22 protein-coding genes are annotated in these 25794 nt (G+C 74.4%); 8 read left to right on the forward strand and 14 right to left on the reverse strand.

Annotated elements, in window-relative coordinates; genetic code table 11:
- The 4 genes from MXD62_RS37805 to MXD62_RS37820 all read left to right on the forward strand — a co-directional run.
- The coding region (locus tag MXD62_RS37805) for a CoA transferase (protein WP_248834111.1) at window positions 1-199 on the forward strand (199 nt) is incomplete at its 5' end.
- Window positions 200-541: 342 nt separating this feature from the next.
- Window positions 542-1336, forward strand: a complete 795-nt coding sequence (locus MXD62_RS37810; protein WP_248834112.1) for a polysaccharide deacetylase family protein — start codon at window positions 542-544, stop codon at window positions 1334-1336.
- Window positions 1337-1412: 76 nt separating this feature from the next.
- Window positions 1413-2165 (forward strand): DUF1707 domain-containing protein, encoded by a 753-nt coding sequence (locus MXD62_RS37815; RefSeq protein WP_248834113.1) that lies wholly within the window; start codon window positions 1413-1415, stop codon window positions 2163-2165.
- A 240-nt stretch (window positions 2166-2405) separates the two neighbouring features.
- Window positions 2406-3329: a proteasome assembly chaperone family protein gene (locus tag MXD62_RS37820; protein ID WP_020462680.1), complete on the forward strand. Its 924-nt coding sequence runs from the start codon at window positions 2406-2408 to the stop codon at window positions 3327-3329.
- A gap of 88 nt (window positions 3330-3417) precedes the next feature.
- On the opposite strand, the gene mnhG is transcribed toward MXD62_RS37820, so the two are convergent.
- From mnhG to mbhE, 6 genes are read right to left on the reverse strand one after another with little or no spacing between them, the layout of a single operon-like run.
- Window positions 3418-3780, reverse strand: coding sequence for a monovalent cation/H(+) antiporter subunit G (gene mnhG, locus MXD62_RS37825; protein WP_248834114.1), 363 nt, complete (start codon window positions 3778-3780; stop codon window positions 3418-3420).
- Complete coding sequence (locus MXD62_RS37830) at window positions 3780-4046, reverse strand: monovalent cation/H+ antiporter complex subunit F (RefSeq protein ID WP_248834115.1); 267 nt, start codon at window positions 4044-4046, stop codon at window positions 3780-3782. Before MXD62_RS37830 ends, mnhG begins: the two co-directional genes overlap by 1 nt.
- The gene (locus MXD62_RS37835) at window positions 4046-4657 is read right to left on the reverse strand and encodes a Na+/H+ antiporter subunit E (RefSeq protein WP_248834116.1); all 612 of its coding nucleotides are present in this window, start codon (window positions 4655-4657) and stop codon (window positions 4046-4048) included. The genes MXD62_RS37830 and MXD62_RS37835 overlap by 1 nt, the downstream gene beginning before the upstream one ends.
- A complete protein-coding gene (locus MXD62_RS37840; RefSeq protein ID WP_248834117.1) occupies window positions 4654-6225 on the reverse strand; it encodes a Na+/H+ antiporter subunit D in 1572 nt (523 codons plus the stop codon). The genes MXD62_RS37835 and MXD62_RS37840 overlap by 4 nt, the downstream gene beginning before the upstream one ends.
- Complete coding sequence (locus MXD62_RS37845; protein ID WP_248834118.1) at window positions 6222-6707, reverse strand: Na(+)/H(+) antiporter subunit C; 486 nt, start codon at window positions 6705-6707, stop codon at window positions 6222-6224. Before MXD62_RS37845 ends, MXD62_RS37840 begins: the two co-directional genes overlap by 4 nt.
- Window positions 6704-9598, reverse strand: a complete 2895-nt coding sequence (gene mbhE, locus MXD62_RS37850; RefSeq protein ID WP_248834119.1) for a hydrogen gas-evolving membrane-bound hydrogenase subunit E — start codon at window positions 9596-9598, stop codon at window positions 6704-6706. The genes MXD62_RS37845 and mbhE overlap by 4 nt, the downstream gene beginning before the upstream one ends.
- A gap of 853 nt (window positions 9599-10451) precedes the next feature.
- Here mbhE and MXD62_RS37855 point away from each other — a divergent pair.
- Complete coding sequence (locus tag MXD62_RS37855; RefSeq protein WP_248834120.1) at window positions 10452-11123, forward strand: hypothetical protein; 672 nt, start codon at window positions 10452-10454, stop codon at window positions 11121-11123.
- Window positions 11124-11183: 60 nt separating this feature from the next.
- On the opposite strand, the gene MXD62_RS37860 is transcribed toward MXD62_RS37855, so the two are convergent.
- Window positions 11184-12770, reverse strand: coding sequence for an MFS transporter (locus tag MXD62_RS37860; protein ID WP_248834121.1), 1587 nt, complete (start codon window positions 12768-12770; stop codon window positions 11184-11186).
- 265 nt (window positions 12771-13035) lie between these two features.
- On the opposite strand from MXD62_RS37860, the gene MXD62_RS37865 reads away from it, so the two are divergent.
- On the forward strand, window positions 13036-15180 hold the full coding sequence (locus MXD62_RS37865) for a serine/threonine-protein kinase (RefSeq protein ID WP_248834122.1): 2145 nt from the start codon (window positions 13036-13038) through the stop codon (window positions 15178-15180).
- 40 nt (window positions 15181-15220) lie between these two features.
- On the opposite strand, the gene tyrS is transcribed toward MXD62_RS37865, so the two are convergent.
- From tyrS to MXD62_RS37880, 3 genes are all read right to left on the reverse strand, one after another.
- The gene (gene tyrS / locus MXD62_RS37870) at window positions 15221-16618 is read right to left on the reverse strand and encodes a tyrosine--tRNA ligase (protein WP_248834123.1); all 1398 of its coding nucleotides are present in this window, start codon (window positions 16616-16618) and stop codon (window positions 15221-15223) included.
- A gap of 114 nt (window positions 16619-16732) precedes the next feature.
- Window positions 16733-17989 (reverse strand): nucleotide disphospho-sugar-binding domain-containing protein, encoded by a 1257-nt coding sequence (locus MXD62_RS37875; protein ID WP_248834124.1) that lies wholly within the window; start codon window positions 17987-17989, stop codon window positions 16733-16735.
- 181 nt (window positions 17990-18170) lie between these two features.
- The gene (locus tag MXD62_RS37880; RefSeq protein WP_248834125.1) at window positions 18171-18809 is read right to left on the reverse strand and encodes a TetR/AcrR family transcriptional regulator; all 639 of its coding nucleotides are present in this window, start codon (window positions 18807-18809) and stop codon (window positions 18171-18173) included.
- 119 nt (window positions 18810-18928) lie between these two features.
- On the opposite strand from MXD62_RS37880, the gene MXD62_RS37885 reads away from it, so the two are divergent.
- Entirely contained in the window at window positions 18929-19111 is a 183-nt protein-coding gene (locus tag MXD62_RS37885; RefSeq protein ID WP_248834126.1) for a hypothetical protein, read from the forward strand.
- Between the two features lie 39 nt (window positions 19112-19150).
- On the opposite strand, the gene MXD62_RS37890 is transcribed toward MXD62_RS37885, so the two are convergent.
- Window positions 19151-19747, reverse strand: a complete 597-nt coding sequence (locus tag MXD62_RS37890) for a DinB family protein (RefSeq protein WP_248834127.1) — start codon at window positions 19745-19747, stop codon at window positions 19151-19153.
- Between the two features lie 206 nt (window positions 19748-19953).
- Window positions 19954-22587 carry a bifunctional SulP family inorganic anion transporter/carbonic anhydrase gene (locus MXD62_RS37895; RefSeq protein WP_308301392.1) on the reverse strand — a complete coding sequence of 878 codons (2634 nt, stop codon included), beginning with the start codon at window positions 22585-22587 and terminating at the stop codon, window positions 19954-19956.
- A 396-nt stretch (window positions 22588-22983) separates the two neighbouring features.
- On the opposite strand from MXD62_RS37895, the gene MXD62_RS37900 reads away from it, so the two are divergent.
- Window positions 22984-23640, forward strand: coding sequence for a cadmium resistance transporter (locus MXD62_RS37900; protein WP_248834129.1), 657 nt, complete (start codon window positions 22984-22986; stop codon window positions 23638-23640).
- A gap of 92 nt (window positions 23641-23732) precedes the next feature.
- Here MXD62_RS37900 and MXD62_RS37905 read toward each other — a convergent pair whose 3' ends face one another.
- Window positions 23733-24605 carry an SDR family oxidoreductase gene (locus tag MXD62_RS37905; protein WP_248834130.1) on the reverse strand — a complete coding sequence of 291 codons (873 nt, stop codon included), beginning with the start codon at window positions 24603-24605 and terminating at the stop codon, window positions 23733-23735.
- A gap of 60 nt (window positions 24606-24665) precedes the next feature.
- Window positions 24666-25772 carry an NAD-dependent epimerase/dehydratase family protein gene (locus tag MXD62_RS37910; protein WP_248834131.1) on the reverse strand — a complete coding sequence of 369 codons (1107 nt, stop codon included), beginning with the start codon at window positions 25770-25772 and terminating at the stop codon, window positions 24666-24668.
- Between the last annotated feature and the right edge of the window lie 22 nt (window positions 25773-25794).

Raw genomic sequence — 25794 nt, forward strand, 5'->3', positions numbered from 1 at the left:
GCGCAACCCCCGGCTGGTGTACGCGCGGATGACCGGCTTCGGGCAGGAGGGCCCCTACGCCCGCAGCCCCGGGCACGCTGGGGCCGTCCGCCACGCTGCCGGTGGGGCCGTCGGTGGGATCGTCCGCGACGGCCGAGCCGCCGCCGGTGACGGCCGCCGCCGCCTGCATCTACTGATGGGACCTACCGGGTCGCTGTAGGGCGGGCTCGGTGCCGGCAGCCGCCAGCGGGTGAGCACTCCCATTCGACCCGGCCGCACCTTCCGGCGACAACTGGACGTTTCACTCCCGCCAGGCCCTTTTTCTGGCACTGGTACCGCTCGGCTCCGAGCCAGACCGGCCACCGTCCGCAACCTCTTTTTTCATCCCCACAGTTGACATTTCCAACCGCAATTTATGCCCGCTTTGCACCGGCACATACGACGTATGGTCTACCGGCGCCGGGCGCCGTGAGACCCGGTGTTCGGAACAGTGAAGGGACAACGGGATGAAGCTCAGCCGTACGTGCCGCGTCCGCTCCAGTCGCAGCGGTGAGGTCTCGCCATGAGCGTGCGCCCCTCGTCCGGGGACGGTTTCGGGGCCGGGGGCGAAGCGGGCGGTGAGGCCGGCGGCGGCCGGGCGGGCGGGCCGTCCCGGCGACGGCTGCTGGGGTGGTCGATCGCGGGAGCAGCCGGCCTCACGGCACTCGGCGCGGTCGACCCGGCCCTGGCCGCCCCCGCGGCGGGCAGGCGGTCGGGCGCGGTGAGCCGGGTCCGCGGCGCGCGGCCCGCGGCGCCGGCGAACGCGATCGCGCTGACCATCGACGACGGACCGCACCCGGTCTGGACGCCGCGGATCCTGGAGGTGCTGCGTGGCAACGGTGTCCGCGCGACCTTCTTCGTCATCGGGGTCCAGGCGAAGGCCCACCCGGAGCTGGTCCGGCGCATCCTCGCCGAGGGGCACACCGTCGGCAACCACTCGCTCGACCATCCGACGCCGTTCGGCGCCGGCTCCGCCGCGACCGTCGCCCGGGAGATCTCCGCGGCCCAGGCGATCATCACCGCGGCCGGTGGGGTCGCTCCCCGGTACTTCCGGTCGCCCGGCGGGGACTGGTCGCCGACCGTCCTCGCCGCCGCGGCCGCGCAGCACCTGACACCGGTCGGCTGGAGCGTCGACCCGCGCGACTGGACCCGGCCCGGGGTGGCCTCGATCGTGCGGACGCTGACCGGCGCCCGGGCGGGCGACATCCTGCTGTGTCACGACGGCGGCGGCGATCGATCGCAGACCGTCGAGGCGCTTCGCCAGGTCCTGCCGGCGCTGCGGGCCAGGGGTCGGGGCCTTGCCTTCACCTCCCTGTGAGACCGGTTCCCGGCCGGTCCGTCGCCGGGGCCGAGGCGGGCTTCGCGCTGGGCGGGTGGGCCGCTACGGTCGGGACATGCCCGACTCACCCGATCCCGGCCCGGCTCCCGCGACCGGCGACGACGCCGCGCCGGTCCGTCCGAGCCAGGCCGGCGGTCCGGCAGAGGCCGGCCCCGCCGGCAGCACCGGCCCCGTCGGCAGCACCGGCCCCGCTTCCGTTCCCGGGCCCGCTTTCGGCGTGGGCGAGGCGAAGAGCGCCGGCCCGCGCCACGGCCCGTCCGCGCCGATCACCGACGCCGACCGGCAGGCGACCGCCGACCAGCTGCGCGCGGCCTGCGGCGACGGGCGGCTGACCCTGGACGAGTTCAGCGAGCGGGTCGGGAGCGCCTGGGCCGCCCAGACCGCGGAGGAGCTGGCGCGGGCCGGGGCCGGCATCGTCCCGCCGCGGGTCGGCATCCAGCGCTCGTCGTCGACGATCGTCAACATTCTCGGCGACGGACGGCGGCTCGGCCGTTGGCGGATGCCCCGGCGGACGGTGATAGTCAACCTGCTCGGCGACTGGACGCTGGATCTGCGCGGTGCGCTGATGGACGAGGATGCCGTGACCGACGGCGTGCTCGACATTCTCTATATCTCGCTGATCGGCGATCTCACCATCAGCGTCCCGGACGGGATGGAGGTAGACATGAGCGGCCTGGTCGTGCTCGGCGACCGGCACCTGGAGCTGGCCATGGTCTCGGAACGCCCGGGAACCCCCCGGCTGCGGTTGCGGCTGGCCGGCCTGATCGGCGACGTCCGGGTGAGCAGCGGGTCGCTGACCGGGCGGTGACCCGCGATCCCGACAGACGCGATCCCGAGAGACACGATCCCGACATAGCAGGCACGACGGCGCCACGCCGCTCGTACGGCACTATTTCCGCCGGGGCGAGGGTGGGCGTTGGTATTCTCGATCATGCGCATCGGAGCTGCCCCGGCGGAGTCGGAATGCGGGACCGCCACGGCGACTTCCTAGTGCCAGGGTGTCACCGCGGACCGCCGCGGACCAGATCGGTGAGGGAGGGCACGACCGATGCTTGACCCCAGAGAGCTCTACGAGATCAGGAGCGACCTGGACGATCTCGGCCGCCCGGTACTGATCGAGGCGATGACCGGGGTCGTCGACGCGGGTGGCGCTGTCGGGCTCGCCAGCGAGCACCTGACGACGGCGCTGCAGCACGAGCGGATCGTCACCTTCGACGTCGACCAGCTCATGGACTACCGCTCCCGGCGCCCGCCCATGGTCTTCTACGAGGACCACTGGGAAAGCTACGACGATCCCGTCCTGGCCATCGAGCTGCTCCACGACGAGGCCGGCACGCCCTTCCTGCTGCTCTGCGGCCCCGAGCCGGACCTGCACTGGAAGCGCTTCACCAAGGCCGTCCAGGCGGTCATGGCGGAGCTGGGCGTCCGCATGTCGGTCGGGCTGAACGCGATCCCCATGGCCGTGCCGCACACCCGTCCGTGCGGGGTCACCGCGCACGCGACACGCAAGGAACTGCTCGTCGGGTACGAGCCGTGGGTCCGGCGGCTGTCGGTACCCGGCAGCGCCGGGCACCTGCTCGAGTACGAGATCGGCCGGTCCGGGGCGGATGCGATGGGCTTCGCCGCGCACGTCCCGCACTACCTCGCGCAGGCCACCTATCCGGCCGCGACCGAGGCGCTGCTCAGCTCGGTCTCGAAGTCCACGGGGCTGCTCCTGCCGCTGGACGGGCTGCGTTCCGCCGCGTTGGAGGTGCGGGGCGAGGTCGACAGCCAGATCGCGCGCGGGGGCGAGGCCGCCGACGTGGTCAAAGCGATCGAGGAGCAGTACGACGCGTTCCACCGCGGCCGCGAGGGCGAACACCTGCCGGTGGTCGACGACTCCGAACCGCTGCCGACCGGCGAGGAGCTCGGCGCGGCGCTGGAGCGCTTCCTCGCCGAACAGAGCGAACCGGGCGGGCCGCAGCCGACCTGAGCCGGCGGCCCGGCGGCCCGGTCCGGTCCGGGAGGTCCGGCGGCCGGGCCGGGCCAGTCCGACCGGGCCCGGCCGCGCCGCCAGAACGTCACCGGCGGTCGGCGGCCTGGCCCGGGCTGGCGACACCACCCCGGCGCCTGGCCAGCTCGTCCACCACCAGCAGGTCATGGCGGAACCGGCCGGTCCGGTAGGCCGCCCGGCCGACCCGCTGCGCGATCACGGGCGCCGTGACGAGCTGCAGCAGCGCCACGAGCAGCAGGCCGGCCGCGTGGCGGGGAGCGAGCTGGACGGCGCTGCCAAGCAGGATCGACACCAGGCCGACCGTCTGGGGCTTGGTGGCCGCCTGCAGCCGGGAGGGAACGTCCGGGAACCGCAGCAGGCCCCAGGCGCCGAGCAGGCAGAACAGCGCGCCGGTCAGCAGCAGCACCGCGGAGATCACCTGGCGGGCCATCAGCGGGTTGTCCCACGCCGCTCGACCAGTCGGGCCGCGGTCAGCGACCCGAGGAAGCCGAGCAGCGCGACGACCGCGACGAGCGCGATGTTCCAGCCCTCGTTGCGCATCCCGATCTCGACCGTGACACCCGCGACGATGAGGATCACCAGAACGTCGAGGGCGACGATGCGGTCCAGGTTGGTGGGCCCGGCCAGCGCCCTGACCAGGGTGAGCAGCCCGGCCACGGCGAGCAGGACGAACGTGATCGTGTAGACGGTGGTCATCACCGTGCCTCCCGGTCGGGTACCTCGGCGTCATCTGTGCCGGCGTGCGCGCCGCGACGGCGACGGCCGGGCGCGGGGACGTCCGCTGCGGAGCCGAAGGCGGCCAGCACCCGGCGCTGCAGGCCGAGCACGGCCGCGCGGGTACGGTCGGCCGCCTGCTCGTCGCCGGCGGCGAGCGCGTAGACGTACAGCTCACCGGCCTCGTGGTCGATCTCCAGCACGAACGCGCCGGGCGCGAGCGAGACGGCGTTCGCGGTCAGCGTCGACACCACCTCCGACGTCGCGCCCAGGGGCACGGCGACGATCGCCGAGCGCGTCCGCGGGCCGTACCGGATCATCTGCCAGGCCACCGCCACCGCGGACGGGACGAGGTCGGCGACGAGGTGGCCGAGCAGGGCGAGCGCCGGCAGCGGCCGGAACCGTGCCCCCGGGGCGACCGGGCGGAGCGGGAAGGCGGCGAGCACCACGGCCGCCACGAGCAGCCCGCTGAGCGCGGCCAGCGGGGTGAGCCGGCCCCACAACAGCATCCACACCGCCCACAGCCACAGCAACCGGCCGGGCCGACGGAACACGCGGGCGGCCGGCTCGGGCCCGGCGCTCCGGCGGCTCATCGGCCGGCCCCTGCCGGAACGGCCCGCGGGAGCCCCGCCGGGACGGCGCCCGGAAGCACGGACTCCACGTAACCCGACGGCTCGAGCAGGTCGTCCGCGGCCCGCTGGCTCAGCGCGGCCAGCGGGCCGGCGAACACCGCGGCGGCCAGCCCGACGGCGACGATCCCACCGGTCGCCAGGATCATCGGGCGGTTCACCCGCTCCGTCCCGACCACCAGGTCGTCCGCGGGCTCCGGGTCGGGCACGCTCGCCCGGCGCGACCCCCAGAAGGCCAGCGTCCACACCCGGGCCATCGCGTAGAGCGTCAGCAGGCTGGTGACCAGGCCGGCGGCGACCGCGGCGTAAACCGGCCAGGTGCCGACCCCGGACCCGGCCTCGAGCAGGGTCAGCTTCGCGACGAAGCCGGAGAACGGGGGGATGCCCGCGAGGCTGAGCGCCGGCAGCGCGAAGAGCACCGCCGTCGCCGGCACGGCGGCCGCCAGCCCGCCCATGCGCCGCGGCACCGACGTCCCGGCGTACCGGGTGATCAGTCCGCTGGCCAGGAACAGCGCGGCCTGCGCCACGATGTGGTGCACCATATAGATGATCACACCGGTGAGGCCGATCACGGTGAACAGTGACAGGCCGAACAGCATGTAGCCGATGTGGCTCACCAGCAGGTACGACAGCATCCGGTTCAGGTTGTCCTGGGCGAGCGCGCCGAGGGCTCCGACGAGCAGCGTGACCACCGCGGCGACCAGCAGCAGCACCCACACCCCGTCATGCGCGAACACCAGGGTGTGCGTCCGCAGCAGCGCGTACACGCCGACCTTGGTCAGCAGGGCGGCGAGGACGGCCGTGACCGGCGCCGGTGCCGTCGGGTAGCTGTCCGGCAGCCAGAAGTGCAGCGGGACGGCCGCCGCCTTGATACCGAAGACGACCAGGGCCAGCAGGCCGAGCGCCGCGGCCAGGCCCTCCGGCAGCTCGCCGACCCGCCCCGACAGGTCGGCGAGGTTCATCGTCCCGGTCGCCGCGTAGACCAGCGCCAGCATCGTGAGGAACAGCAGGGACGACGTCATGCTGACGATCACGTAGGTCATGCCGGCGCGGATGCGCCCCGCGGTGGTGTCGAGCGTGATCAGCACGTAGGACGAGACCAGCATGACCTCGAACGCGACGAACAGGTTGAACAGGTCGCCGGTGAGGTACGCGAGCGCCACACCGGCGACCAGGACCAGGTACACCGACTGGAAGATCGAGCTGTTGCCGCGCCGGGTGTCCTCCGTGACGCCCTGGCCGATCGCGTAGGCGAGCACCGCGAAGGTGACGACGGCCGAGGTGAGCAGCAACAGGCCGGAGAGCCGGTCCGCGACCAGCGTGATGCCGATCGGCGCCGGCCATCCGCCCAGGTTCGCGACCAGCGGACCGTCGGTGTCGGCGACCACGACGATCGCCACCGCGTCGGCGACGACGCCCGCGACCACCAGGAGCGCGAGGATCCGCTGCGCCCGCACCCGGCCGCGCAGGACGAGCACGGCGCCGGCGGCGAGCAGGGGCACCACGACCGGGAGAACCGCCAGGACGCTCACGGGCGCCGTCCGTAGGCGTCGCACCGCTCGAGCAGGCCGGGCACGGCGAGCTCACCCGGTTCGCGCGGCGGCTCCCGGTCCTCCCGGTCGGACTGTTCGGCCCCGTCGGCCGGTCCCCCGCCGGGCTCCAGGCGGCTGATGCGGGCGTCCTCGAGGTCGTCGCGGACCTCGTCGTCCCCCAGCAGGGTCCACGCCCGGTACGCGAGCGCGAGCAGGAAGGTCGTCAGCGCGAAGGTGATGACGATCGAGGTCAGCGCCATGCCCTGCGGGAGCGGGTCCGACATGTCCTCGGGCCGGGCCGAGCCGACCATGGGCGGCTGGCCGCTCTCCCCGCCGACGAGCAGCAGGAGCAGGTTCGTGCCGTGCCCGAGCAGGACGAGCCCGATGAGCACGCGCATGAGCGAGCGTTGCAGGAGCAGGTAGGTCCCGGCCGTGTAGAGGCCGCCGACCACCAGGGCCGAGGTCAGGTTCACCGGGCTCATGCGATCTCGTCCACGCGCTCGCGGCCCGCCTCGATCTCGGCGTCGGCCTCCTTGTCGACGGCGGTGCCGAGCGTGCGCAGCAGCTCGAGCACCACGCCGATGATCAGCAGGTAGACCCCGACGTCGAAGAACAGGCTCGTCACCAGCTCGACGTGACCCAGGATCGGCAGATCTCCCTTGAACACGTAGCTCTCCAGGACGGGATCGCCGAGCAGCGCGGGCGCGAGCCCCGCGGTCGCCGCGACCACCAGCCCCGTGCCGATCACCGCGATCGGCACCACCGGAACGGCCGCGCCCACCCGGCGGCGCCGTCCGGCGATGTAGCGCAGGACGAACGCCAGGCCGGCGACGAGCCCGCCGGAGAAGCCGCCCCCCGTCCTGGTGTGGCCGGCGAAGAGCAGGTACAGCGAGAACACGAGCACCACCGGGAACACCGCCCGGGTCGTGACCTCCAGCAGGACCGACCGTGCCCGCACCGGCTCCTCGGCCCGCCGGTCCGCCGGGCCGAGCAGCTGGTCGATCGTGCGCCCCTGCGGGGTGCGGGCGAGCAGCAGCGAGGCCACGCCGAGCGCGGCCACCGCGAGCACCGCGATCTCGCCGAGGGTGTCGAACGCCCGGAAGTCGACCAGGATGGCGTTCACCACGTTCGTCGCCCCGGTCTCGCCGGGCGAGCGTGCGATGAACTCCTGGCTCGGCTGCGCCATCCCGGCGCGCGAGCCGCTGGTCACGATCGCGAACCCGGCCACGAAAACCCCGACGGCGACGGCGACGGCGATCCGCGGCAGCCGCAGCGGCGACGAACGGTCGGCCGTCGAGAACCGGACCGGCATCCGCCGCAGCACGAAGACGAAAACGATCAGCGACAGGGTCTCGACGAGGAACTGGGCCAGCGCGAGGTCGGGCGCGCCGTCGACGACGAACAGCGCGCCGATCCCGTATCCGACCGCGCCGAGCAGCAGCGTCGCGGTGAGCCTGCTGCGGGCGCGGACGACCGCCAGTGAGGCGAGCAGGATGCCCACCGCGAGCGGGAGCTGGATGCGGTAGTCCCACCAGGGCAGGTCGTCGGGCCAGGAGGCTCCGGTGACCAGCGCGGTGCCCGGCACCGCGAGCGCCGTGAGCAGGATGACGCCGAGGTACGCCGGCAGCGAGCCGGTCTGCAGCCGGCCGGTGACCGCGACCGCCGACCAGTCCAGCGCCCGCACGGCGCGCTCGTAGCCGCGCTGCGCGTCCAGGAGATCGGGCAGGCGCGCCGACAGCCGCCGCGGAGGCACCGCCGCCGCGGCGAAGACCAGCACGCCCCCGGCGACCGCGACGGCGGACAGCGCGATCGGCCAGCCCGGCCCGTGCCAGAGCGCGAGGTGGTAGCGCGCGGCGCCGGCGGGGAAGCCGTCGGCGTAGGCGGCGACGAGCCGGTCGACGCCCCGGTGCGCGATCCCGAGGCCGAGTCCGGCGAGGGCCAGCACCACCACCGGCGCCACGAACACCGCCGCCGGACGGGCGACCGCGCTCGGCGGCGCTCCCGGCCGCGCGCCGAACGCACCCCACAGGAACCGCAGCGCGTACCCGGTGGTCAGACAGGAGCCCGCCACGAACACGGCGAGCAGCGCCCGCTCGCCGGCCCCGCCGTGGACAAGCGCCTCGAAGGCGGCCTCCTTGCCCAAATAGCCCAGGAAGGGCGGCAGCCCGACCATCGAGGCGGCGGCGAGGACGGCTCCCCCGCACACCACCGGGACGCTCCGCCACAGGCCGGACAGGTCCCGCAGGTCACGGGTCCCGGCCTGGTGGTCGACGATGCCGACGACCATGAACAGCGCGGCCTTGAACAGCCCGTGCGCGAGGATCAGCGTGGCGCCGGCCAGCGCCGCGGTGCGCGACCCGAACCCGACCAGCGCGGTGAGGAACCCGAGCTGGCTGACGGTACCGAAGGCGAGCAGCCGTTTGAGGTCGGTCTGCACCAGCGCGCGCAGGCCGCCGAGCAGCATCGTCGCCGCGCCGAGGGCCACCGCCGGTACCTGCCAGCCCACCACGCCGGCGAAGGCCGGGGTCAGCGTCGCCACGAGGAACACCCCGGCCTTCACCATCGCCGCGGCGTGCAGGTACGCGCTGACCGGGGTGGGCGCGACCATCGCGGCCGGCAGCCAGGAGTGGAACGGGATCTGGGCCGACTTCGTAGCCGCGCCCAGCAGGACGAGCACCAGCGCCGCGGTGACCACCGCGCCGGACGGCGGCGCCGCCACGATCCGCGAGATCCGGTAGGTGCCCGCCGCCTGCCCCAGCAGGACGAAGCCGAACAGCATCGCCAGGCCCCCGACGCTGGTGATCAGCAACGCCTGGACGGCGGACCGCCGGCCGGGGGCGCTCACGCCGTCCTGCCCGATCAGCAGGAAGGAGAAGACGGTGGTGAGCTCCCAGAAGAGGTAGAGGGTGAACAGGTCGTCGGCCAGGACCAGCCCCAGCATCGCGCCCGCGAACGCGAGCAGCGCGGCGCTCGCCCGGCCCGGCCCCGCCGAGCCCGGCACGGGCAGGCCGCCGTCGGCCGCGTGCGGCGCGTGGTAGGCGAACGAGTAGACCAGCACCGCCGCGCCGACGCCGGTGACGAGCAGCGCCATCAGCAGTGCCAGCGGAGCGAGCCGGAACACGATCTCCAGCTCGACGGTCGGCGCCCAGGTGAGAGTCTCGACCAGCAGGTCACCGGCGGGGGCGCCGTGCCCTCCGCCGGCGGCCCTCGTGGCCGTGGCCGCGTCGAGTACGGCCGGTATCCGGACCACCAGCCAGCCGAACGTGGCTGCCGGCGCGGCGGCCGCGAGCAGGAAGGCCGTGCGGCCCAGCCGGCCGGTCAGCGCGGGCAGGACCGCGGCGAGAACAAGGTGGGCGACTACGGCGGCGAACACGCGGCACTCCGCTCGCGCCCGCTCCCTGAGAGTCCCGTCGGTCTGGCCATCCGGTCCGCACCCCCTGCTCGTGTCGAGTTGTCACGTCGCGCCTGCCGCCTGGCGGCCAGGGCGTGTGCCTGAGCGCGGGTCCCGCGCCGGTGGGCCCGCCGCGCGCCGACGGCCGTCCCGGGCCGCCGCGGGGCGGCCGCACCCGCCGGATGGGCAGGCCGGCGGCGGCTCCAGGGACGATCACGGCGGTCTCTGCGCGACCGCCGCTCCCACCGCCGGTGCCCCGCCGCGGCGGCCGCGCCCTGGCCGCCAGGCGGCCGGCGTGAACGGGAGAGCCGCGCCACAATTCTCACGCAGCGTCACGAATGGCGGGCCCGGGCTGGTGTACCGAAAGCGCCCCGACCGCATTCACCCGCTCTGTCAGACCGTACATGGTGCAACGCACCCAAGCCCCAAGTGACAGTGCGTAGCGAAGCTCCGGTCGCCGGCCGGGACGTCCGAGGGCGGCCCGCCACGCGCCGACGGCCGCCCCGAACCGCTGCCGAGCCTCCAACCAGCGGATTCGCATCCGCGAGCCATTCCCAATTCGGAATGCCGGCCCCGCTGGCACGATCCGGACCTGACCTCGAAAGGTTGGTATCTAGCCCTCTCGTGCCATGTATTGTGATTTCCATTCGTTCGGGGTAGCCGGTGTGACATACGACGGCGCCACCGCTCCGCGATAGCACTTTCTGGCTTGATCCATCCGACATCCGGAGTCGCCGGCATGACTGCCACCGCGATCGCAACCGCCAGGCCCCCGGCGAGACCCCGCGGGCAGCGGCGGGTCGCCCGTCAGATTCTGTTAACCGCGCACGTCCTGGTGAGCGTCGGGTGGAACGGCGTCGCCCTGGGCCAGCTCGCGCTCGCCATCACGGCTTCCCTCGACAACGAAATCCGGCATCCGGCCTATGAGCTCATGCACGTGTTCGACCGGGCTCTCAACATTCCGCTGGCGCTGCTGACCCTCGCGACAGGGATCGCGATCTCACTGCGTACCCGCTGGGGTCTGCTGCACCACTGGTGGGTCGTGACCAAACTGGCGATCACGGTGGTCGCCGTCCTCTTCGCGGCCGCCTTCATGCGCACCATGATCGTGCGCGCGGGCCATGCCACAGCGGACGGAAACGTCGACTACACCGCGCCCACGGCCGCGATCATCACGGGCGCCTGCCTGATGAACGCGATGTTCATCACCGCCACGTTCCTTTCGACGCTCAAGCCCTGGGGGCGCACGCGTCGGGGCGTGCGGGCCAGCCGGCACCCGGGCGCGCGCACCCCGGCGAGCGTCGCGAACGGGACGCCCACACCGCCCACCACCAGGTCATTCATCTCTCCTGCCATGGCCGGTGCGGCGGTGACGGGAACAGAACCCTCCACGGTTTCCGCAGCGCCGCCGGGAAATGCCGATCCGGTCACGGCGGCCGCGCACGACCATGCCGACCGCGGCGGCGGCGTTGTCACCGGAAACCGCCCGGGGCCGGCCTCCGATTAGGTTACGGCGCAAAAAGGGTTCAGCTTCTCCGACGGCCCGGAAAAGGCACGACCGGCACCGCTACCGGGCGCCGGCGCCGGCGCCGTCTCGGAACAGCACGGCCGAAAGCACCGCGAACAGGACCGCGAGCGCGCATCCCGCCGCGGCGACGGCGTGCAGGCCGGCGGTGAACGCGTCGCGGGCCGGCTCCAGCACGGCGGTCCCGCCATCCGGAAGTGAGCGCGCCACCCGCGCCGCGCCGGCGAGGCCGTCATGGGCGGCATCGGTCACCGCGGCCGACGGACCAGCCTGGGCAGCCGGCGCCGGCTGGCCTGCGCCCCCGGCCGGGCTCCCGCCGTCGATCGCCGCGGTGAGGCGGTGCCGGTAGACGGCCGTGCCCAGGCTGCCGAGCAGCGCCACCCCGAGGGCCACGCCCAGCTCGCTGCCCGTCTCCGACAGCGATGCCGCCGACCCGGCCCGCGCGGGCGGCGCTGATCCGACCACCAGATCGGTGCCGAGCACGCCCAGCGGCCCGACACCCAGGAAGACCAGGACGAACCCGAACCCCAGCAGGATCAGCCCGCCATCGCCGGCCCGGGTGAGGATCGCGAGGCCGACGGCGCTCACCCCCAGCCCGGCGGCGACCACCCGCCCCGCGCCGATCCACCGCGCCGCCACCGGGGCGGCCAGGCTCGTGCCGATGACGGCCAGCGTCGCCGGCGCCAGCCACAGGCCGGCCCGCAGCGGGGTGAGTCCCGCGACCAGCTGCAGGTACTGCGTCACGAACAGGTTGATCCCGCCCATGACGAACGCGCCGAACAGGATGAGTCCGAGCGCGGCCGTGAACGACCGGTTCGCGAACAGGCCGACGTCCACGAACGGGTCGGCCCGGCCGCGCTGGCGGCGGATGAACAGCCAGCCGACCAGCAGCCCGACCGCGACCGACCCGGCGGCACCCGGGCCCGGACCGCCCGCCGCCGTCTCCTTGAGCCCGTTGACGACCGCGAGGACGGCGAGCAGCGACATCGTCGCGCTGACCAGGTCGAGGCGGCCCTCCCCCGGGTGCCGGTACTCGGGCAGCAGCACGGGCGCCGTCACGACCAGCAGCGCCATGACCGGTACGCCGAGCAGGAACACCGAACCCCACCAGAAGTACTCCAGCAGCAGGCCGCCGAGCACCGGGCCGGCCGCCATCCCGGCGAGGAAGCAGCTCATCCAGACGGCGACCGCGGTGGACCGCTGCCGTTCGTCGGTGAACATGTTGCTGATCAGCGCGAGGGTGGACGGCATGAGCGTGGCGCCGGCGATCCCGAGCAGGGCCCGCGCGGCGATCAGCATCGTCGGGCTCGTCGCCCAGGCCGCCAGCACGGACGTCAGCGCGAACGCGACCGCGCCGGCGAGCAGGAGGCGGCGCCGGCCCACGCGGTCGCCGAGGGTTCCCATGGTCACCAGGAAGCCGGCGATCAGGAAGCCGTAGCTGTCGGTGATCCACAGCAGCTGCGTGGCGCTGGGCCGCAGGTCCTCGGTGAGGCCCGGCAGCGCGAGGTAGAGAACGCTCAGGTCCAGCGACAGCAGCAGCGTGGGCAGCGCGAGGACGGCCAGCCCGGTCCACTCCCGTCGGCCGGCCCGCCCCGCCGGTGCCGCGTGGGCGTCGGGGTCAGCGGGCACGCCGGTCATCCTCCCCGGGCACGGGCCTCGCGCTCACCTCGATCCCGCCGTGCGTGTCCGCGCGTCCCGCTGGGCGGATCCGCCCCGCACCGAGCGGGTCCGCGCGCCGAGCGGGTCGTGATGCGCGCCGCACCCCTGTCGGAAACTCGTCAGCTTCGCTGCGTGTCCAGTTGGCGACGTGGAGTATGCACGCTGGCAGGATCCCGCCAGCGCCACCGGCCGTCCGGTCACCCGCGCCCGCGCCCCGGAGGAGGACCGACGCACTGTGCGAGCACGGAAGAGTACGACGACCCCGCCGACCGGCCCGGTCGGCGCGTTCGGGCGCGATCTTCGCGCGGTGCGGCGCGGGGCGGGAAATCCCTCGTACCGGACCCTGGCGCGACGCAGCGGAATGCCGGCGGAGATCCTGGCCGGCGCCGCCAGCGGCGGGTCGCTGCCGGCGCTGGACGTCCTGTGCGCCTTTGTGTCCGCCTGCGGTGGGGACGTCGGCTCCTGGGTGGCGCGGTGGCACGAGCTCGCGGCGATCCTGGAGGCGGAGCGCGAGACCCGGATAGCCCCGCCCGGGGCGGACGTCCCGTCGCAGCCGCCGCCGGTCGGGCCGTGGCCGCCGCGCACCAGCGGCGCGCCGCCCGGATCACGCCCACCCCACGCGTCCCCCGGCAGGGTCCCCTCCCAGCGTTCCAGCGGCGGGCCGGCCGACGACTTCCTCGCCCCGCTCAACGCCGACGACCCTCGGGAGGTCGGGCCGTTCCGGCTGCGCGGCCGGCTGGGCTCCGGCGGCATGGGCGCGGTGTATCTGGGCCACTCCCCGGGGCAGCGGCCGGTCGCGGTGAAGGTCATCCGCGCTGACATGGCGTCCGACAGCGAGTTCCGGCGTCGTTTCGAGCGGGAGGTCGCCGCGATGGGCCGGGTGAACAGCCTGTTCACCGCGCCGCTCATCGCCGCGGACGTCGCCGCGGACCGCCCGTGGCTCGCCACCGCCTACATCCACGGCCCGACGCTGCGCGACAGCGTGCTGCGCAACGGCCCGCTGCCGCCGTCCAGCCTGCTCCGGCTGGCCGCCGGGGTGACGGAGGCGCTCGTCGCCATCCACGGCGCGGGGGTCGTGCACCGTGACCTGAAGCCGGCGAACGTGCTGCTGGCGATCGACGGGCCCCGCGTGATCGACTTCGGGATCGCGCGGGCAGCCGACCACGCGGGCAGCACCACCACCGGGAAGATCATCGGATCGCCGCCGTACATGTCGCCCGAGCAGGCCCGCGGTGAACGGGTGGACGCGGCCTCCGACGTGTTCGCCCTCGGGTCGGTGCTCACCTTCGCCGCGACCGGGCGCAACGCCTTCGGCGATGGCAACACCGCCGATGTGATCTACCGCGTGGTCCGGGGGGAGCCGGAGCTGACCGGCGTGGACGGCGACCTGCGCGCGCTGATCGAGTCGTGCCTGGCCAAGGCGCCGCAGCGGCGGCCGACGCCGGCCGAGATCCTGGGCCGCTGCCACGCCCAGCTCGGGGCCAGCCCCCGCCCGCCCAGCTGGCTGCCCGTGCCGGTGATCGCCGAGATCAGCCAGCGGCTGCGGCATCCGGCCGTGGTGGACCGTCCCACCGAGCCAGCCCGCCGCCCGGTGCGGGGGCTGGTGGTCTCGGCGTCCGCGCTGGCCATCGCCACGGTCGTCGCGATGACGCCGGCGCGCAGCGTCCTCACCCCGTGGGAGCTGCTCCCGAGCTGGGGCGACGGCGCGCAGGCCCCTCGGGCGCCGTCGAGCCCGCCGCCCACGCCGACCGCCGGAGGCGTGGCGGAACGGCGGTCGGCCGAGCGGCAGTCGGCGGGCAGCCGGCGCACCACCGACGGCCGCGGCGCCGGGACATCCGCCGGCACGCCGGGTGGCACGTCGGACGGCCTGGCGGACGGCGCGGCGGGCGGCACGTCCGCGGGGATGCCCGGCGAAGCGACCGGAGGCACCGTCGGCGGCGTCGCGGGCGGACTGGAGCAGGGCCTGCCGGGCACGGGCCAGGATCCGGGAACGGGCCGGGGACCGGCCGGCGGCCCGGTTCAGGCGCCGGCCGCCCCGCAGTCCGGCGGGAGCGCCGGCCAACCGGCCACACCCGGGACACAGCGCCCACCGGCCGTGCCGCAGGCGCCGGGTCCGGGTCCGTCCTGGCCGTTCCCGTCGCAGGGCTCGGGCGCGACGAACCCCCCACCAGCGCAGCCGCACCCGACGCCGGGATCACCCATGGCCACCGACCCGCCCCCGCCAGCGACGCCGGAGGACCTGCCCAGGACCACCGCACCCCCGACGGAGACGCCCCCGCGGACCACTCCGCCACCGGAACCGGCACCGCCCGAGACCCCGGCGGCGCACCCCGGCTCACCGCCGGCGGAGACCGCCCGCACGGAGGCTCAGGACCCCTGACACCGACGCCGTGCGACCGGTGCCCGCGCGGCGGGTGCCGTCAGCCGGCAGGCTCGATCCGCGCCAGCTTGCGGCCGACCTTGAGATACGCGGCACCGGGCCGGCCGTCGAGCCTGTCCTTGAGGACGGCGGACAGCGGTTCCCGGACGTCGTCCGGCGTGAGCGGCACCTGGGTCTGGCCCTCCTCGGACTCGACCACCAGCCGCAGCCCGTTCTGCTCCGCGACCCGGCGGACGTCGCCGTTGCTCTTCGCGAACCCGAGCCCCCGCACCGCGTCGGCGACGGTCGCGCCGAGATCGGAGAGCACCGGCAGGTCGTCGACCTCGGCGAAGGTGCGGCGGGAGAACCGCGCGACGAACTCGGCCCGGGCCGTCATCGCGGCGTCCACCCCGTGGATCGCCGCCGTCACCTCGCCGGCGAGGATCTTCTTGAGGTCCATCGGGTGCGCCGTGCCGGCCTCGCGCCGGGCGGCCAGGACGGCGAGCTCGGAGTCGCGCCACTCGCTGAGCGCGCGGAAGTACGGCTCGACGAGCCGGTCCGGCACGGACATGATCTTCCCGAAGATCTCACCGGGCGCGGCCGTCAGCGGGACGTAGTTGCCGCGGCTCTTGCTCATCTTGGCGCCGGTGCCGTCGGTGCCCTCGATCAGCGAGGTGGCCACGACGATCTCCGGGGTCTGGCCGCAGATCTCCATGACCTTGCGGCACATCTGCATGTTCAGGAACTGGTCGATGCCACCGATCTCCAGGTCGCTGTCGACCTCGACCGAGTCCAGCGCCATCACCACCGAGTACAGCAACTCGGCCAGGGAGAGCCCGTGGCCGGCGTCGAGGCGACGCCGGAAGTCCTCCCGCTGCAGCGACATCGACACCGGGATGCGCGAGACGATCTCCAGCAGCCGCGGCAGCCTCACCTCGCGCAGCCAGTCGCCGTTGCGGCGGAACTCGGCCCGTTCGAAGTCGAAGAACGGGGTGACCTGGGCCCGGTAGGTGGTCAGGTTGCGGGCGATGTCCTCGTCGGTGAGCGCCGGGCGCTCGTCCGACCGGCCGGACGGGTCGCCGATCTTGGCGGTGATGTCACCGACGATGAACACGACGCGGTGCCCCATCCGCGCGAACCGGCTCAGGAGCAGCATCGGCACCGCGTGGCCGAGGTGGACCTCGGCGCCGGTCGGGTCGATGCCGAACTTCGCCACGAAGGGACGCGACCGGGCCGCCGCGTCGCCGATGCGGGCCGCCAGCGCCTCCGGTGAGGGCTGCAGGTCCTGCGAGCGCTCGGCGATCAGGGCCGCCTGCTCGGCGGGGGCGAGGTCGGAGAGGTCGAGGCCGCGGCGTTCGGTGGTCTGCTCCAGCAGCTCACGCACGGAGGCGTCGGACGCCAGGTCGGCCCCGCCGAGCAGCGCGGTGACATGGTCGACGGAGGCTCCGAGTCGGGTCATGGCGACAATGGTAGTCAGCGCCGAGCGCCCTGATCTCCGCCCGACTCTCCGCCCGATTCGACGGCCGGGGTCCGCGGCCGGGCCGGACGGTCTCGGCGCGGACCACCCTCCCCGTCAGGCGGCGGACCGTGCGGCGGCGGGCCGCGGCGCGGACGCGAGGCCCTCGGCCTCGGTGGCGAAGCTCTCGCCGCCGCCGCTCGCCCTGATCCGGCGTGCGGCGTTCAGCGCCCCGGCGCGCCTGCTCATCGCGGTGCGCAGCGCGTCCCGCAGCCGCTGCGCGGTCAGCCGCCTGGCCGGCAGCATGACGCCTGCGCCGGCCTCCACGACCCGGCGCGCGACCTCGGGCTGATCCCGCCCGAACGGCACGGCGACGACGGGCACACCGGCGGCGATGGCCTTGTGCACGATGCCCATCCCGCTGTGGCAGATGACGGCGGCGGCGCGCTCGAGCACCGGGCCGTGCGGCACGAACCGCTCGACCCGGACGTTCGCCGCGGCCGGCAGCTCGACGTGCCCGTAGGCGTCCGCCAGGGTGATCACCACGCGGACCGGCTCGTCGCGCAGGGCCTCGACGGCGGCCACGGCGAGGCGTTCGTCGCCCTGGTAGTCGGTCGAGGTGGTGACGAGCACCCAGGGGTCGCCGTCCTCGGTGAGCCAGGCCGGCGCCTCGCCCGGCGGGTCGTAGATCTGGGCGCCGACGAAGCGGACCTGCTCCGGTGCGTCCGAGCGCGGGTACTCCAGCGGGTCGCCGGTCAGCACCAGCAGCCGGTCGGCCTCCTGGAAGTAGTCGATCGGGCTGGTCAGCGGCGGGAGGGCGGCGTCCGCGCGCATGGCGTTGAGCGGCGGCAGCATCGCCGCGCCGAACTTGCGGACGACCACCGGCCAGAGCACCCGGTCGCGCAGCCGTCCGAGCGGTCCCCGCGCCGGCGCGAGACCCAGACCGTATGGGGGGATCCCCTTGCCGGGCAGAGCGACCAGGGAAGGCAGCACGATCCCCCACGGCCGGCCCGAAGCCCGGGCCGCGATCGCGGCGCCATAGGCATTGGTGTCGACGAGGATCACGTCCGGGTCCACCTCGGCGACGGCCCGCTGGAGGTCGGCCCGTTCGAGCGGGCCGCGCGACATCAGCCCGGCCAGTGCCCGCCGGAGCTGGGCCGGGCCGCTGCCGGTGGCGTCCGCCTTGACCTCGATCTCGTCGATGCGCGGGTCGGTCGGCGCGACGTTCAGGCCGTCGGCCCACGGGCCGTCCACCAGCCGCGCGCCGATGCGCAGGTGGATCTCGTGCCCCCGGTCGCGCAGGGCGCGCAGGCCTGGGACCAGCGGAAACAGGTGACCGGGAGCAGTCGTGCAGTAGACGAGGTAGCGGGCCATGTGGGCACTCCTTGGGCAGGGCGGACCGCCGCCTGGAGCTGGAGGCACCGGCGGAGAACGCGGGACGTGGGATCTCGGGAGACGACGCGGCGGGATGGGGTGGATGCGGATCGCGGCGGCGAGAGGCCGGGGCGAGCTGGGGACCGGCGGGCCAGGGAGTGGTGGCCTGGGGAGCAGTGGCCTAGGAAGTGGTGGACGAGTCCGGACCGGCCACGCTGGAGCCCGGGCCGCCCAGGCAGGCCGCGATGAGGTCGGCGACCGCCGCGCGGGTGGCCTCGACGGAGAGCCCCTCGTCGTTGCGGAGCACGAGCCAGAGCTCGACGCCGCACACGGCCGTGAGCCGGCCGAGCAGGTCGTGCCGGTCGGCCGGGGGCCGGCGGTCGAGCTCGGCGGCGAACGCGGCGGCCGTCCAGGCCCGGTGGGCCTGCCGACCGGCGGCCGCGGCCTCCGCCAGTGCCGGGGAGACGTCCTGCTGGCGGATGGCGCGGTCGGTCACCTGCCCCCACCGCTCGTACTGGCGGGCCAGGCGCTCGGCGACCCCCGCCGGGTCGGAGACGTCCGGCTCGCCCCGGTCCCCCTCGATCTGCGGGACCAGCCAGGCGTTGACGGCGCGGACGAGCCCGTCCTTCGTACCGACCCGCCGGATGACGGTCTGGACGCCGACCTCGGCCCGCTCGGCGACCGCGGCGAGGGTGATCTGGTCGAACGGCCGCTCCCCGAACAGCTCGGCGCCCGCGGCGAGGATGCGCTCGGTGTTCGCGTCCGCCGACTCGGCCCGCCGTCGCTGCTGGTAGGTGCGCGTCACTGGCCCCGTTTTCACGGTAGTGACGTTACCGCTGAATTGAGGACGGCGGAACCTCCATCCCGTGTCGCCCGCGCGACGCCTCGCCAGCCGCCACCCGGCCGCCGCGAGGCCCCGTGGTTCGAGCCCGGGTACGCGTGGATTACCGCGCCTCGTCCGACGCGGTCGAGCGGGCCCAGCTCCTCGACGACGCCGAGGAGGCGTACACGCAACTCCGGAACGAGATCGACGAGAAGATCGGCCGGCTCGAGGCCTTCCGCGCCGAGATGAACGGCCACCTCGAGCGGGTGGCACTCGCGCGGGCGGAACTCGCCGAGTGACCGGGCGCCGCCCGGGGGCGGCGGCCCGCTCGGCTCCGCTCAGCCCATGGTGCGGCTGCCGTCGAGGCTCTCGCGGATGATGTCCGCGTGGCCGGCGTGCTGCGACGTCTCGGCGATGAGGTGGAGCAGGACGCGCCGCATCGACCAGCGCGCCCCGGGCTCGAACCACGGGGCCTCGGGCAGCGGCCGGGTCACACCGAGATCGGGCAGCGACCCGACAACCTCCGTGGTCCGCTCGGCCGTGGCCTCGTAGTCGGCGATCAGGCCGGTCAGGGTGTCGCCCATCAGCATCTGGTGCTGCTTCATCCAGCTCTCGGCGTCCGTCTGCCGGTCTCCGCCGAGAATGAAGTCGACCCAGGACCGCTCGGTCGCGGTGACATGCTTGATCAGCCCGCCGAGACACAGCGCGCTGACGGTGGTGCGCCGGGCAGCCTGTTCATCGGTCAGGTCACGGACGGTGTAGCGCAGGAAGTGCCGGTGCTTCGCCAGCGTCGCGAGCAGGTCCTCCTTCTCGCTGACGGTCCCGCCCTCGACGGCGCTGTCCGCCTCGCTGACCGTGTTCGGGTCGGTGACGGTGCCGGCCTCAGTGACGGTGCCGGCCTCGGGGCCGCTCTCGACGTCCACGGTGCTGTTCATGGTTCCCACCTCTGCTCGCCGGTGACTGCTCGCCGGATGACTGTGGAGCCGACGATAGGAACCCTCGCGGACAGCTTCTGTCCTTGGCGGGAACCCGACCCGGCAAGTCGAGGCCGGAGCTGGGCGAGACGGCAGGCAGGGTGGCGGCGGGTCGGGTGCCGCCCGCCGCCACCCGCGCCGTGCTCGGGGTGGGGCCGACCGACGGGTCAGCCCCGGGTGGCGTCGGCCAGGCGCTGTCCGCTCTCCAACGCTGGGACGACGCTGACGGTCGGGATCTCGAACCGGTCGGTCGACTCGTTCAGGACGATCGCGCGCGCCGTGGCGATGTCGAACCACATGCCGACCAGCTGCAGCCGGCCTTCGGCCTCGGCGCGGCGCACCACGGACAGCCCGCGCAGCGCGACGAGCTGCTGCGCGACGCTGACCCGGCTCAACTCGTCGGGCTCCGGTGGAAGGCCACCGGCGTCGCGGGCCGCGCGGGCCAGGGCCGGTTCGCCGTGGCGCAGCCAGGCCTCCAGGTTGCGCAGCGGGCCCACACTGGAGCCGCTGTGGCCGGGTGTGCCCCGGTCGAGCAGGGCGGCGACCGCACCGCATCCGGAATGTCCGCAGACGGCGATGGTCCGGACGCGGAGCACCTCGACGGCGTACTCGATCGCGGCCAGGGTCGAGTCGCCGACCGCCTGCGGACCGGGGACGAACGCGCCCGGCGTGCGCACGGTGAACAGGTCCCCCGGGCCGCTGCTCGTGATCACGTTCGGCACGAGCCGCGAGTCGCTGCAGGTGATGAACAGGGTCGACGGCCGCTGCCCCGCGGTCAGCTCGGTGAGGAACGGCTCGATCATCGGGGCCGTCCGGCGGTGGAACTCGTCCACGCCGTTGAGCAGGTGCTGGCGGTCGTGGAGCTGGCCGTGCTGCCAGTCCGACCAGGGGGCGAGCCAGCGCGGCGGCCGCGCCGACCGGGCGTGCCGGCCGGTGGAACGCCCCCCGAAGAGGCTCTTGGAGAGTCGTCCCTCGCGGGGCCGGGCCGCGACGGTGGGGATGGCCAGCGGTGCGGCCCCCACCTCGTCGACGGTCACCGTGGCACCGGCGCGATGCCGCTCGGCGATCCAGTCGTCCAGCATCTTGTGCGCGCCGTGGTCGAGGTAGTCGACCGCCAGGTCGAGGCGGACGGACGCCCCGGCGGGCACCTCGGCGAGCCGGCGGGACAGCCTGGGCAGGGAGAGGAAGGTCAGCGCGCCCTCGACGACGACCCGCCACGGCGAGCCGGGGCCGGTGGGCGGGTGCACGTGGACCGGCGCCACCAGCGTCCGGCGCAGGGCGAGCAGCAGTGCGGTGGCGATCCCGATCAGGACGCCCTCGAGCAGGTTGAACAGCACCACGCCGACGACCGTCGTCAGGTAGATCGCCAGCTCGCCGTGCCGGGCGATCGCGCGGATGTGCGCGAGGTCGACGAGGCGGATGCCGATCACGACCAGCAGGCCGGCGAGCACGGCGAGCGGGATGCGCCCGACCAGCGGCGCCAGCAGCAGCGCGAATCCGGCCATCCACAGGCCGTGCAGGATCGCCGAGGCGCGGGTGCGGGCACCGGCGCGGACGTTCGTCGAGCTGCGGACGATGACGCCGGTGACCGGCAGCCCGCCGAGCAGGCCGGAGACCGTGTTCGCGGCGCCCTGGCCGAGCAGCTCGCGGTCGAGGTCGCCGCGCGGGCCGGAGTGCATCGCCTCGACGGCGACCGCCGACAGCAGCGACTCGATGCTCGCGACCAGGGCGACTGTCAGCACGGCCAGCGTGATCGCGCCCCAGTCACCGCCGGCGGGCAGCGCGGGCAGGGCGATCGCGCCCAGCAGGTCGTCGGGCAGGGCGACCCGCGGGACGTCGAACGGGAGCGACGCCGCAGTCACCATCGACACCGCGGCCAGCGGTGCCGGTATGGACGACAACGGCCGGGGCAGCCGCGTCCACACCACGGTCAGCGCGATGGTCGCGATGCCGAGCAGCGCCGCCGCCGGGACGGCCGGCGACACGATCTCGCCGGGCAGGACGATCAGGTTGTCCCAGGCGGCCGAGCCGGCGGTGCCGCCGAGCACGACGTGGATCTGCCCGATGACGATGGTCAGGCCGATGCCGGCGAGCATGCCGTGCACGACCGCGGGTGAGATGGCCAGGGCCGCGCGGGCGACCCGACTCAGGCCGAAAAGGATCTGCACCACGCCCGCGGCGGCGGTGACGAAACAGGCGACCCGCCAGCCGTGCGTGGCGACGATCTCGGCCACCACGGCGGTGAGGCCGGCCGCGGGGCCGGAGACCTGCAGCGGGACTCCGCCGACGGCGCCGGCGACGACTCCGCCGACGACCGCCGCGATGATGCCGGCGACCACCGGGGCGCCCGAGGCGACCGCGATGCCCAGCGAGAGCGGAAGCGCCACCAGGAAGACGACGACGGACGCCTCCAGGTCGTGGCGCCAGGCTCCCCGGAGGGTGCGGCCGGCCGAGCCGCCGGACCCGGGACGGCCGGTGCCGTCGGGGTCGTGCCGGGCGGCGCCGCCGGAGGCGGGGTCGTCGGAGGCGGGGTCGTCGGAGGCGGGGTCGTCGGAGCTGTCGGCGGCGGGGCTGTCAGCGGCGGGGCTGGCTGGCGCACGCCGGGCGCGGCGCCACGGGCGGCGGCCCGGAAGGCGGTCCGGCTTCTCCGGGTGGTCCGGGTTCTCGGTGTGGCCCGGGCTGTCCGCGTGGTCTGGGATCTTCGCGCGGTCCGTGGCGGGCTCGGACGGGTAGGGCAGCGTGGTCGGGGCAGGCGTCACCGACGACGGCTGTTTTCTTGGCTCGTGGTGCTCGGCGTGCACGATCGTCTCCTCGGCGAGGGCGCAACGTCAGCGTCAGGCCATCTATTCTCGATGTTGAGTGGTACAGGTTCGAACACGTTACGTGACCAGAACCCGGAACCCCCACACCGCTCCGCTACTCCGTGGTGGGCGCACAGTAGTCACTGAGCAATAGTTCCAGGATGGAGCCGCGACTTTGGACGCGCGGCGCGTCACAACCGCATCGTAGAGTGGCCATCCCGGCCGATCGGGGTGTAAAGGCCCCGAGCCGCCCCGACCTGCGGCCCACCCGGTCGGGCCCCTCGCTTCTCGCGGCCGTCGCGAACCGCGTCACAGCCGTGGCGAACCGCCGGTCAGCGGCCGGGAACACGCCCGGTACGGTCGGCCGGTGCCGTTTGCCCCGCCCGTCGCGACCGCGTGAACCCGGGCGCCGTCGGGCAGGCGATCGGCCTGTTCGCCGTCACCAACATCGACGACATCCTGGTGCTGGCGCTGTTCTTCGCCCGCGGCGCCGGTGACCGGCGCGCCGTGCCGCGGATCGTCGCCGGCCAGTACGTCGGGTTCGTCGGAATCGTCACCGTCGCCGTCGCCGCCGCGTCCGGAGCGGCGCTCCTGCCCGAGTCCGCGATCGCCTACCTCGGCCTGCTCCCGCTCGCCCTGGGCCTACGCGCGGCCCGGCGGTCCCTGGCGGAACGCGGCGACCGCGCGGCCGCGACGACCGGAGATCCCGCCGGCCCCGACCCCGATGACGAGGCCGGGGGTGAGGAGCAGGACAGGGACGCTTCGCGCAGGGGGCCGGCCGCGCTCGAGGTCGCCGCGGTCACCTTCGCGAACGGCGGCGACAACCTCGGCGTGTACGTCCCGGTCTTCACCGCGGTCGGCGCGGGCGGGACGGCCGTCCACGCGGTGGTCTTCCTCGTGCTGGTGGGTGTCTGGTGCGCGGCCGGCTGGTTCCTTGCCACGAGGCCGCCGGTCGCCCGCGCGCTGAGCCGCTGGGGGCACGTGCTGCTGCCGCTGGCCCTGGTTGCCATCGGCCTGACGATCCTCGTCGAGGGCGGGGCCTTCGGTCTCTGACCGAAGCCCACTCCGCGACGGAAGCCCGCGCCGCGGCAGGAGCGCGCCCCCGGGCGGGAGCACGCCCCTGGGCGGGAGCACGCCGCCCGGCCTCAGGTGCCGGCGCCGTCCAGGGGGCGCTTGGTCAGTGGACGGCCGGTCGAGCCCTCGGTGAAGCCCGTGAACCGGCGGGTCACGCCGCGGGGGTCGGACGTGTCGGTCATCCGCGGGCCCCAGGCGACCATCCCGCCGTCGATCGTGATCGCCTCTCCGGTGAGGAACGTGCTGTCCGGCCCGGCGAGGAAGAGCACGAGTCCGGCGATGTCCTCGGGCCGGCCCAGGTCGGGCCAGGGCTGGAAGGTCGCCATCCGGGCCCGGATCGCCGCCTCGTCACGTCCCATCACCAGCGGCGTGTCGACGAGGCCGGGGCAGATCGCGTTGACCCGGACGCGGTGGGCCGCCAGTTCCACGGCCGCGTTGCAGGTGAAGTTGATGACCGCGGCCTTCGCCGCGGAGTACGCGGTCGGGCCGCCGCCGCCGCCGACTCCGGCGACCGAGGAGTTGTTGATGATCGACCCGCCGCCACCCTGGGCAATCATCGCCCGGGCGGCGTGCTTCGTCCCGAGGAACATCCCACGGCTGATCACGCCGAAGGTGCGGTCCCAGTCGGCGACGTCGATGTCGGTGAGCGGGCCGAACGCCCCGCCGACCCCGGCGTTGTTGAACATGACGTCGAGGCGCCCGAACCGCTCGACGGCCGCGGCGACGAGCGCGGCGACCTCCGCCTCGTCGGACACGTCCGCCCGCTCGAAATGGAGCCGGGCGGGGTCGGCGACCTCGTCGAGCAGCCGCCGGGCGGTCGCGTCGTTCACATCGCCGAAGACCACACGCGCGCCGGCGGCGAGGAAGCGCAGGACACTCGCGCGGCCGATCCCGCTGGCGCCGCCGGTGACCACGACGACCCGGTCCTCCAATAAGTCGGGCATGACCGGTAACGTACCGCCGGATCACACCGCCGGTCCCCGTCCCGGGAGACTTCGGGCAGGTCAGCGGCCACGGTGGTCCACCTTCCCGGGCTCGGTCGGGTGCGGCATGCTGTGCACCGGCGGCGCGGCGTACTGGTCGACGGCCGAGCGCACCCGGTCGAGGGCGGACCGGTACTCGGCGACCAGCGCGTCCTCGGTCGCGTAGTCGAACCGGTCGGTGAACGACGGGCTGGTGCTGACGTCGAAGCCGGGTCGCTCGGCGTACCACGCCAGCAGCTCCTCGACCGCCTCGACCGTGTCGATCACCGCCTCGCAGCCGAGCTCGCGGCGCGCCTTCTCGGTGCTCAGGACGCAGTGCTCCGTCGTCGTGCCCGCCAGCGGCAGCAGCGTCGTCGTGGCCTCGACGGCGATCTCCCGCGGCAGCGCCACCACCTCGAGATCCGCGCCCATCAGGCGGACGATCAGCTCGACCCACTGCCGCAGCGACCAGTCGGTGGGATCACCGGCGTTGTAGACCTGACCGGCGGCGGCCTGCGGGCGGTCGACCGCGGCGAGCACGAACGCCGCCGCGTTGCGTGCCGCGCAGCGGGTGTGGATCTGTGATCCGCCGTCCGGAAGGATGATGTACGGGCGCCCGTCGCGCACGCGCCGCACGATCGACCACTCGGCCGGCCGGGCGTTGTTCGGCCCGTAAAGCATGGGGAAACGGAAGAGCGTGGCGCCCGGGTGGTGCGCGAACGCCGCCTCCTCCGCGTCGACCAGCCGCCGGGAGAACCGGACGGCCGGGTCGTCGGACCGCTCCTGGACGACGGGGTGCTCCTCGGTCACCGGGATCGGCAGCCGGTGCCTCCCGTCACCCGGGAAGAACCCCTGGTAGATCGGCACGCCGCCGATGCCGACGAACTGGCCGCACCGCCCGGCGAGCGCCGGCGACAGGTGGCGCATCCGCCCGTACATGGCCAGGACGACGTCGAACTCCCGTAAGCCGAGCGCCTCGTCGATCGACTCCCGGAAATGCGGATCGCCGTGGATGTGCTCGACGTCGGCGAGCTCCGGCGGCTCGTGGGCTCCCCGGTGGAAGATCGTGACGTCGTGCCCCCTACCGAGCAGGCCTCGCACGATGTGCGGCCCGGTCGGCCCGGTTCCGCCGACTACCAGCACCTTCATGGCTATGCCCCTCCCACCCGGC

Origin of the sequence: Frankia sp. Mgl5 (assembly GCF_023242985.1) — a bacterium.
GTDB classification, from domain to species: Bacteria; Actinomycetota; Actinomycetes; order Frankiales; family Frankiaceae; genus Parafrankia; species Parafrankia soli.

Bases quoted from the DNA above. Each gene is read 5' to 3' on its own strand.
- mnhG (WP_248834114.1), bottom strand. From the start codon at position 3,780: ATGGCCCGCCAGGTGATCTCCGCGGTGCTGCTGCTGACCGGCGCGCTG.
- MXD62_RS37845 (WP_248834118.1), bottom strand. From the start codon at position 6,707: ATGAGCCCGGTGAACCTGACCTCGGCCCTGGTGGTCGGCGGCCTCTAC.
- MXD62_RS37910 (WP_248834131.1), bottom strand. From the start codon at position 25,772: ATGAAGGTGCTGGTAGTCGGCGGAACCGGGCCGACCGGGCCGCACATC.
- MXD62_RS37820 (WP_020462680.1), top strand. From the start codon at position 2,406: ATGCTTGACCCCAGAGAGCTCTACGAGATCAGGAGCGACCTGGACGAT.
- MXD62_RS37890 (WP_248834127.1), bottom strand. From the start codon at position 19,747: ATGAACAGCACCGTGGACGTCGAGAGCGGCCCCGAGGCCGGCACCGTC.
- MXD62_RS37905 (WP_248834130.1), bottom strand. From the start codon at position 24,605: ATGCCCGACTTATTGGAGGACCGGGTCGTCGTGGTCACCGGCGGCGCC.
- MXD62_RS37815 (WP_248834113.1), top strand. From the start codon at position 1,413: ATGCCCGACTCACCCGATCCCGGCCCGGCTCCCGCGACCGGCGACGAC.
- MXD62_RS37875 (WP_248834124.1), bottom strand. From the start codon at position 17,989: ATGGCCCGCTACCTCGTCTACTGCACGACTGCTCCCGGTCACCTGTTT.
- tyrS (WP_248834123.1), bottom strand. From the start codon at position 16,618: ATGACCCGACTCGGAGCCTCCGTCGACCATGTCACCGCGCTGCTCGGC.
- MXD62_RS37835 (WP_248834116.1), bottom strand. From the start codon at position 4,657: ATGAGCCGCCGGAGCGCCGGGCCCGAGCCGGCCGCCCGCGTGTTCCGT.
- MXD62_RS37810 (WP_248834112.1), top strand. From the start codon at position 542: ATGAGCGTGCGCCCCTCGTCCGGGGACGGTTTCGGGGCCGGGGGCGAA.
- MXD62_RS37830 (WP_248834115.1), bottom strand. From the start codon at position 4,046: ATGACCACCGTCTACACGATCACGTTCGTCCTGCTCGCCGTGGCCGGG.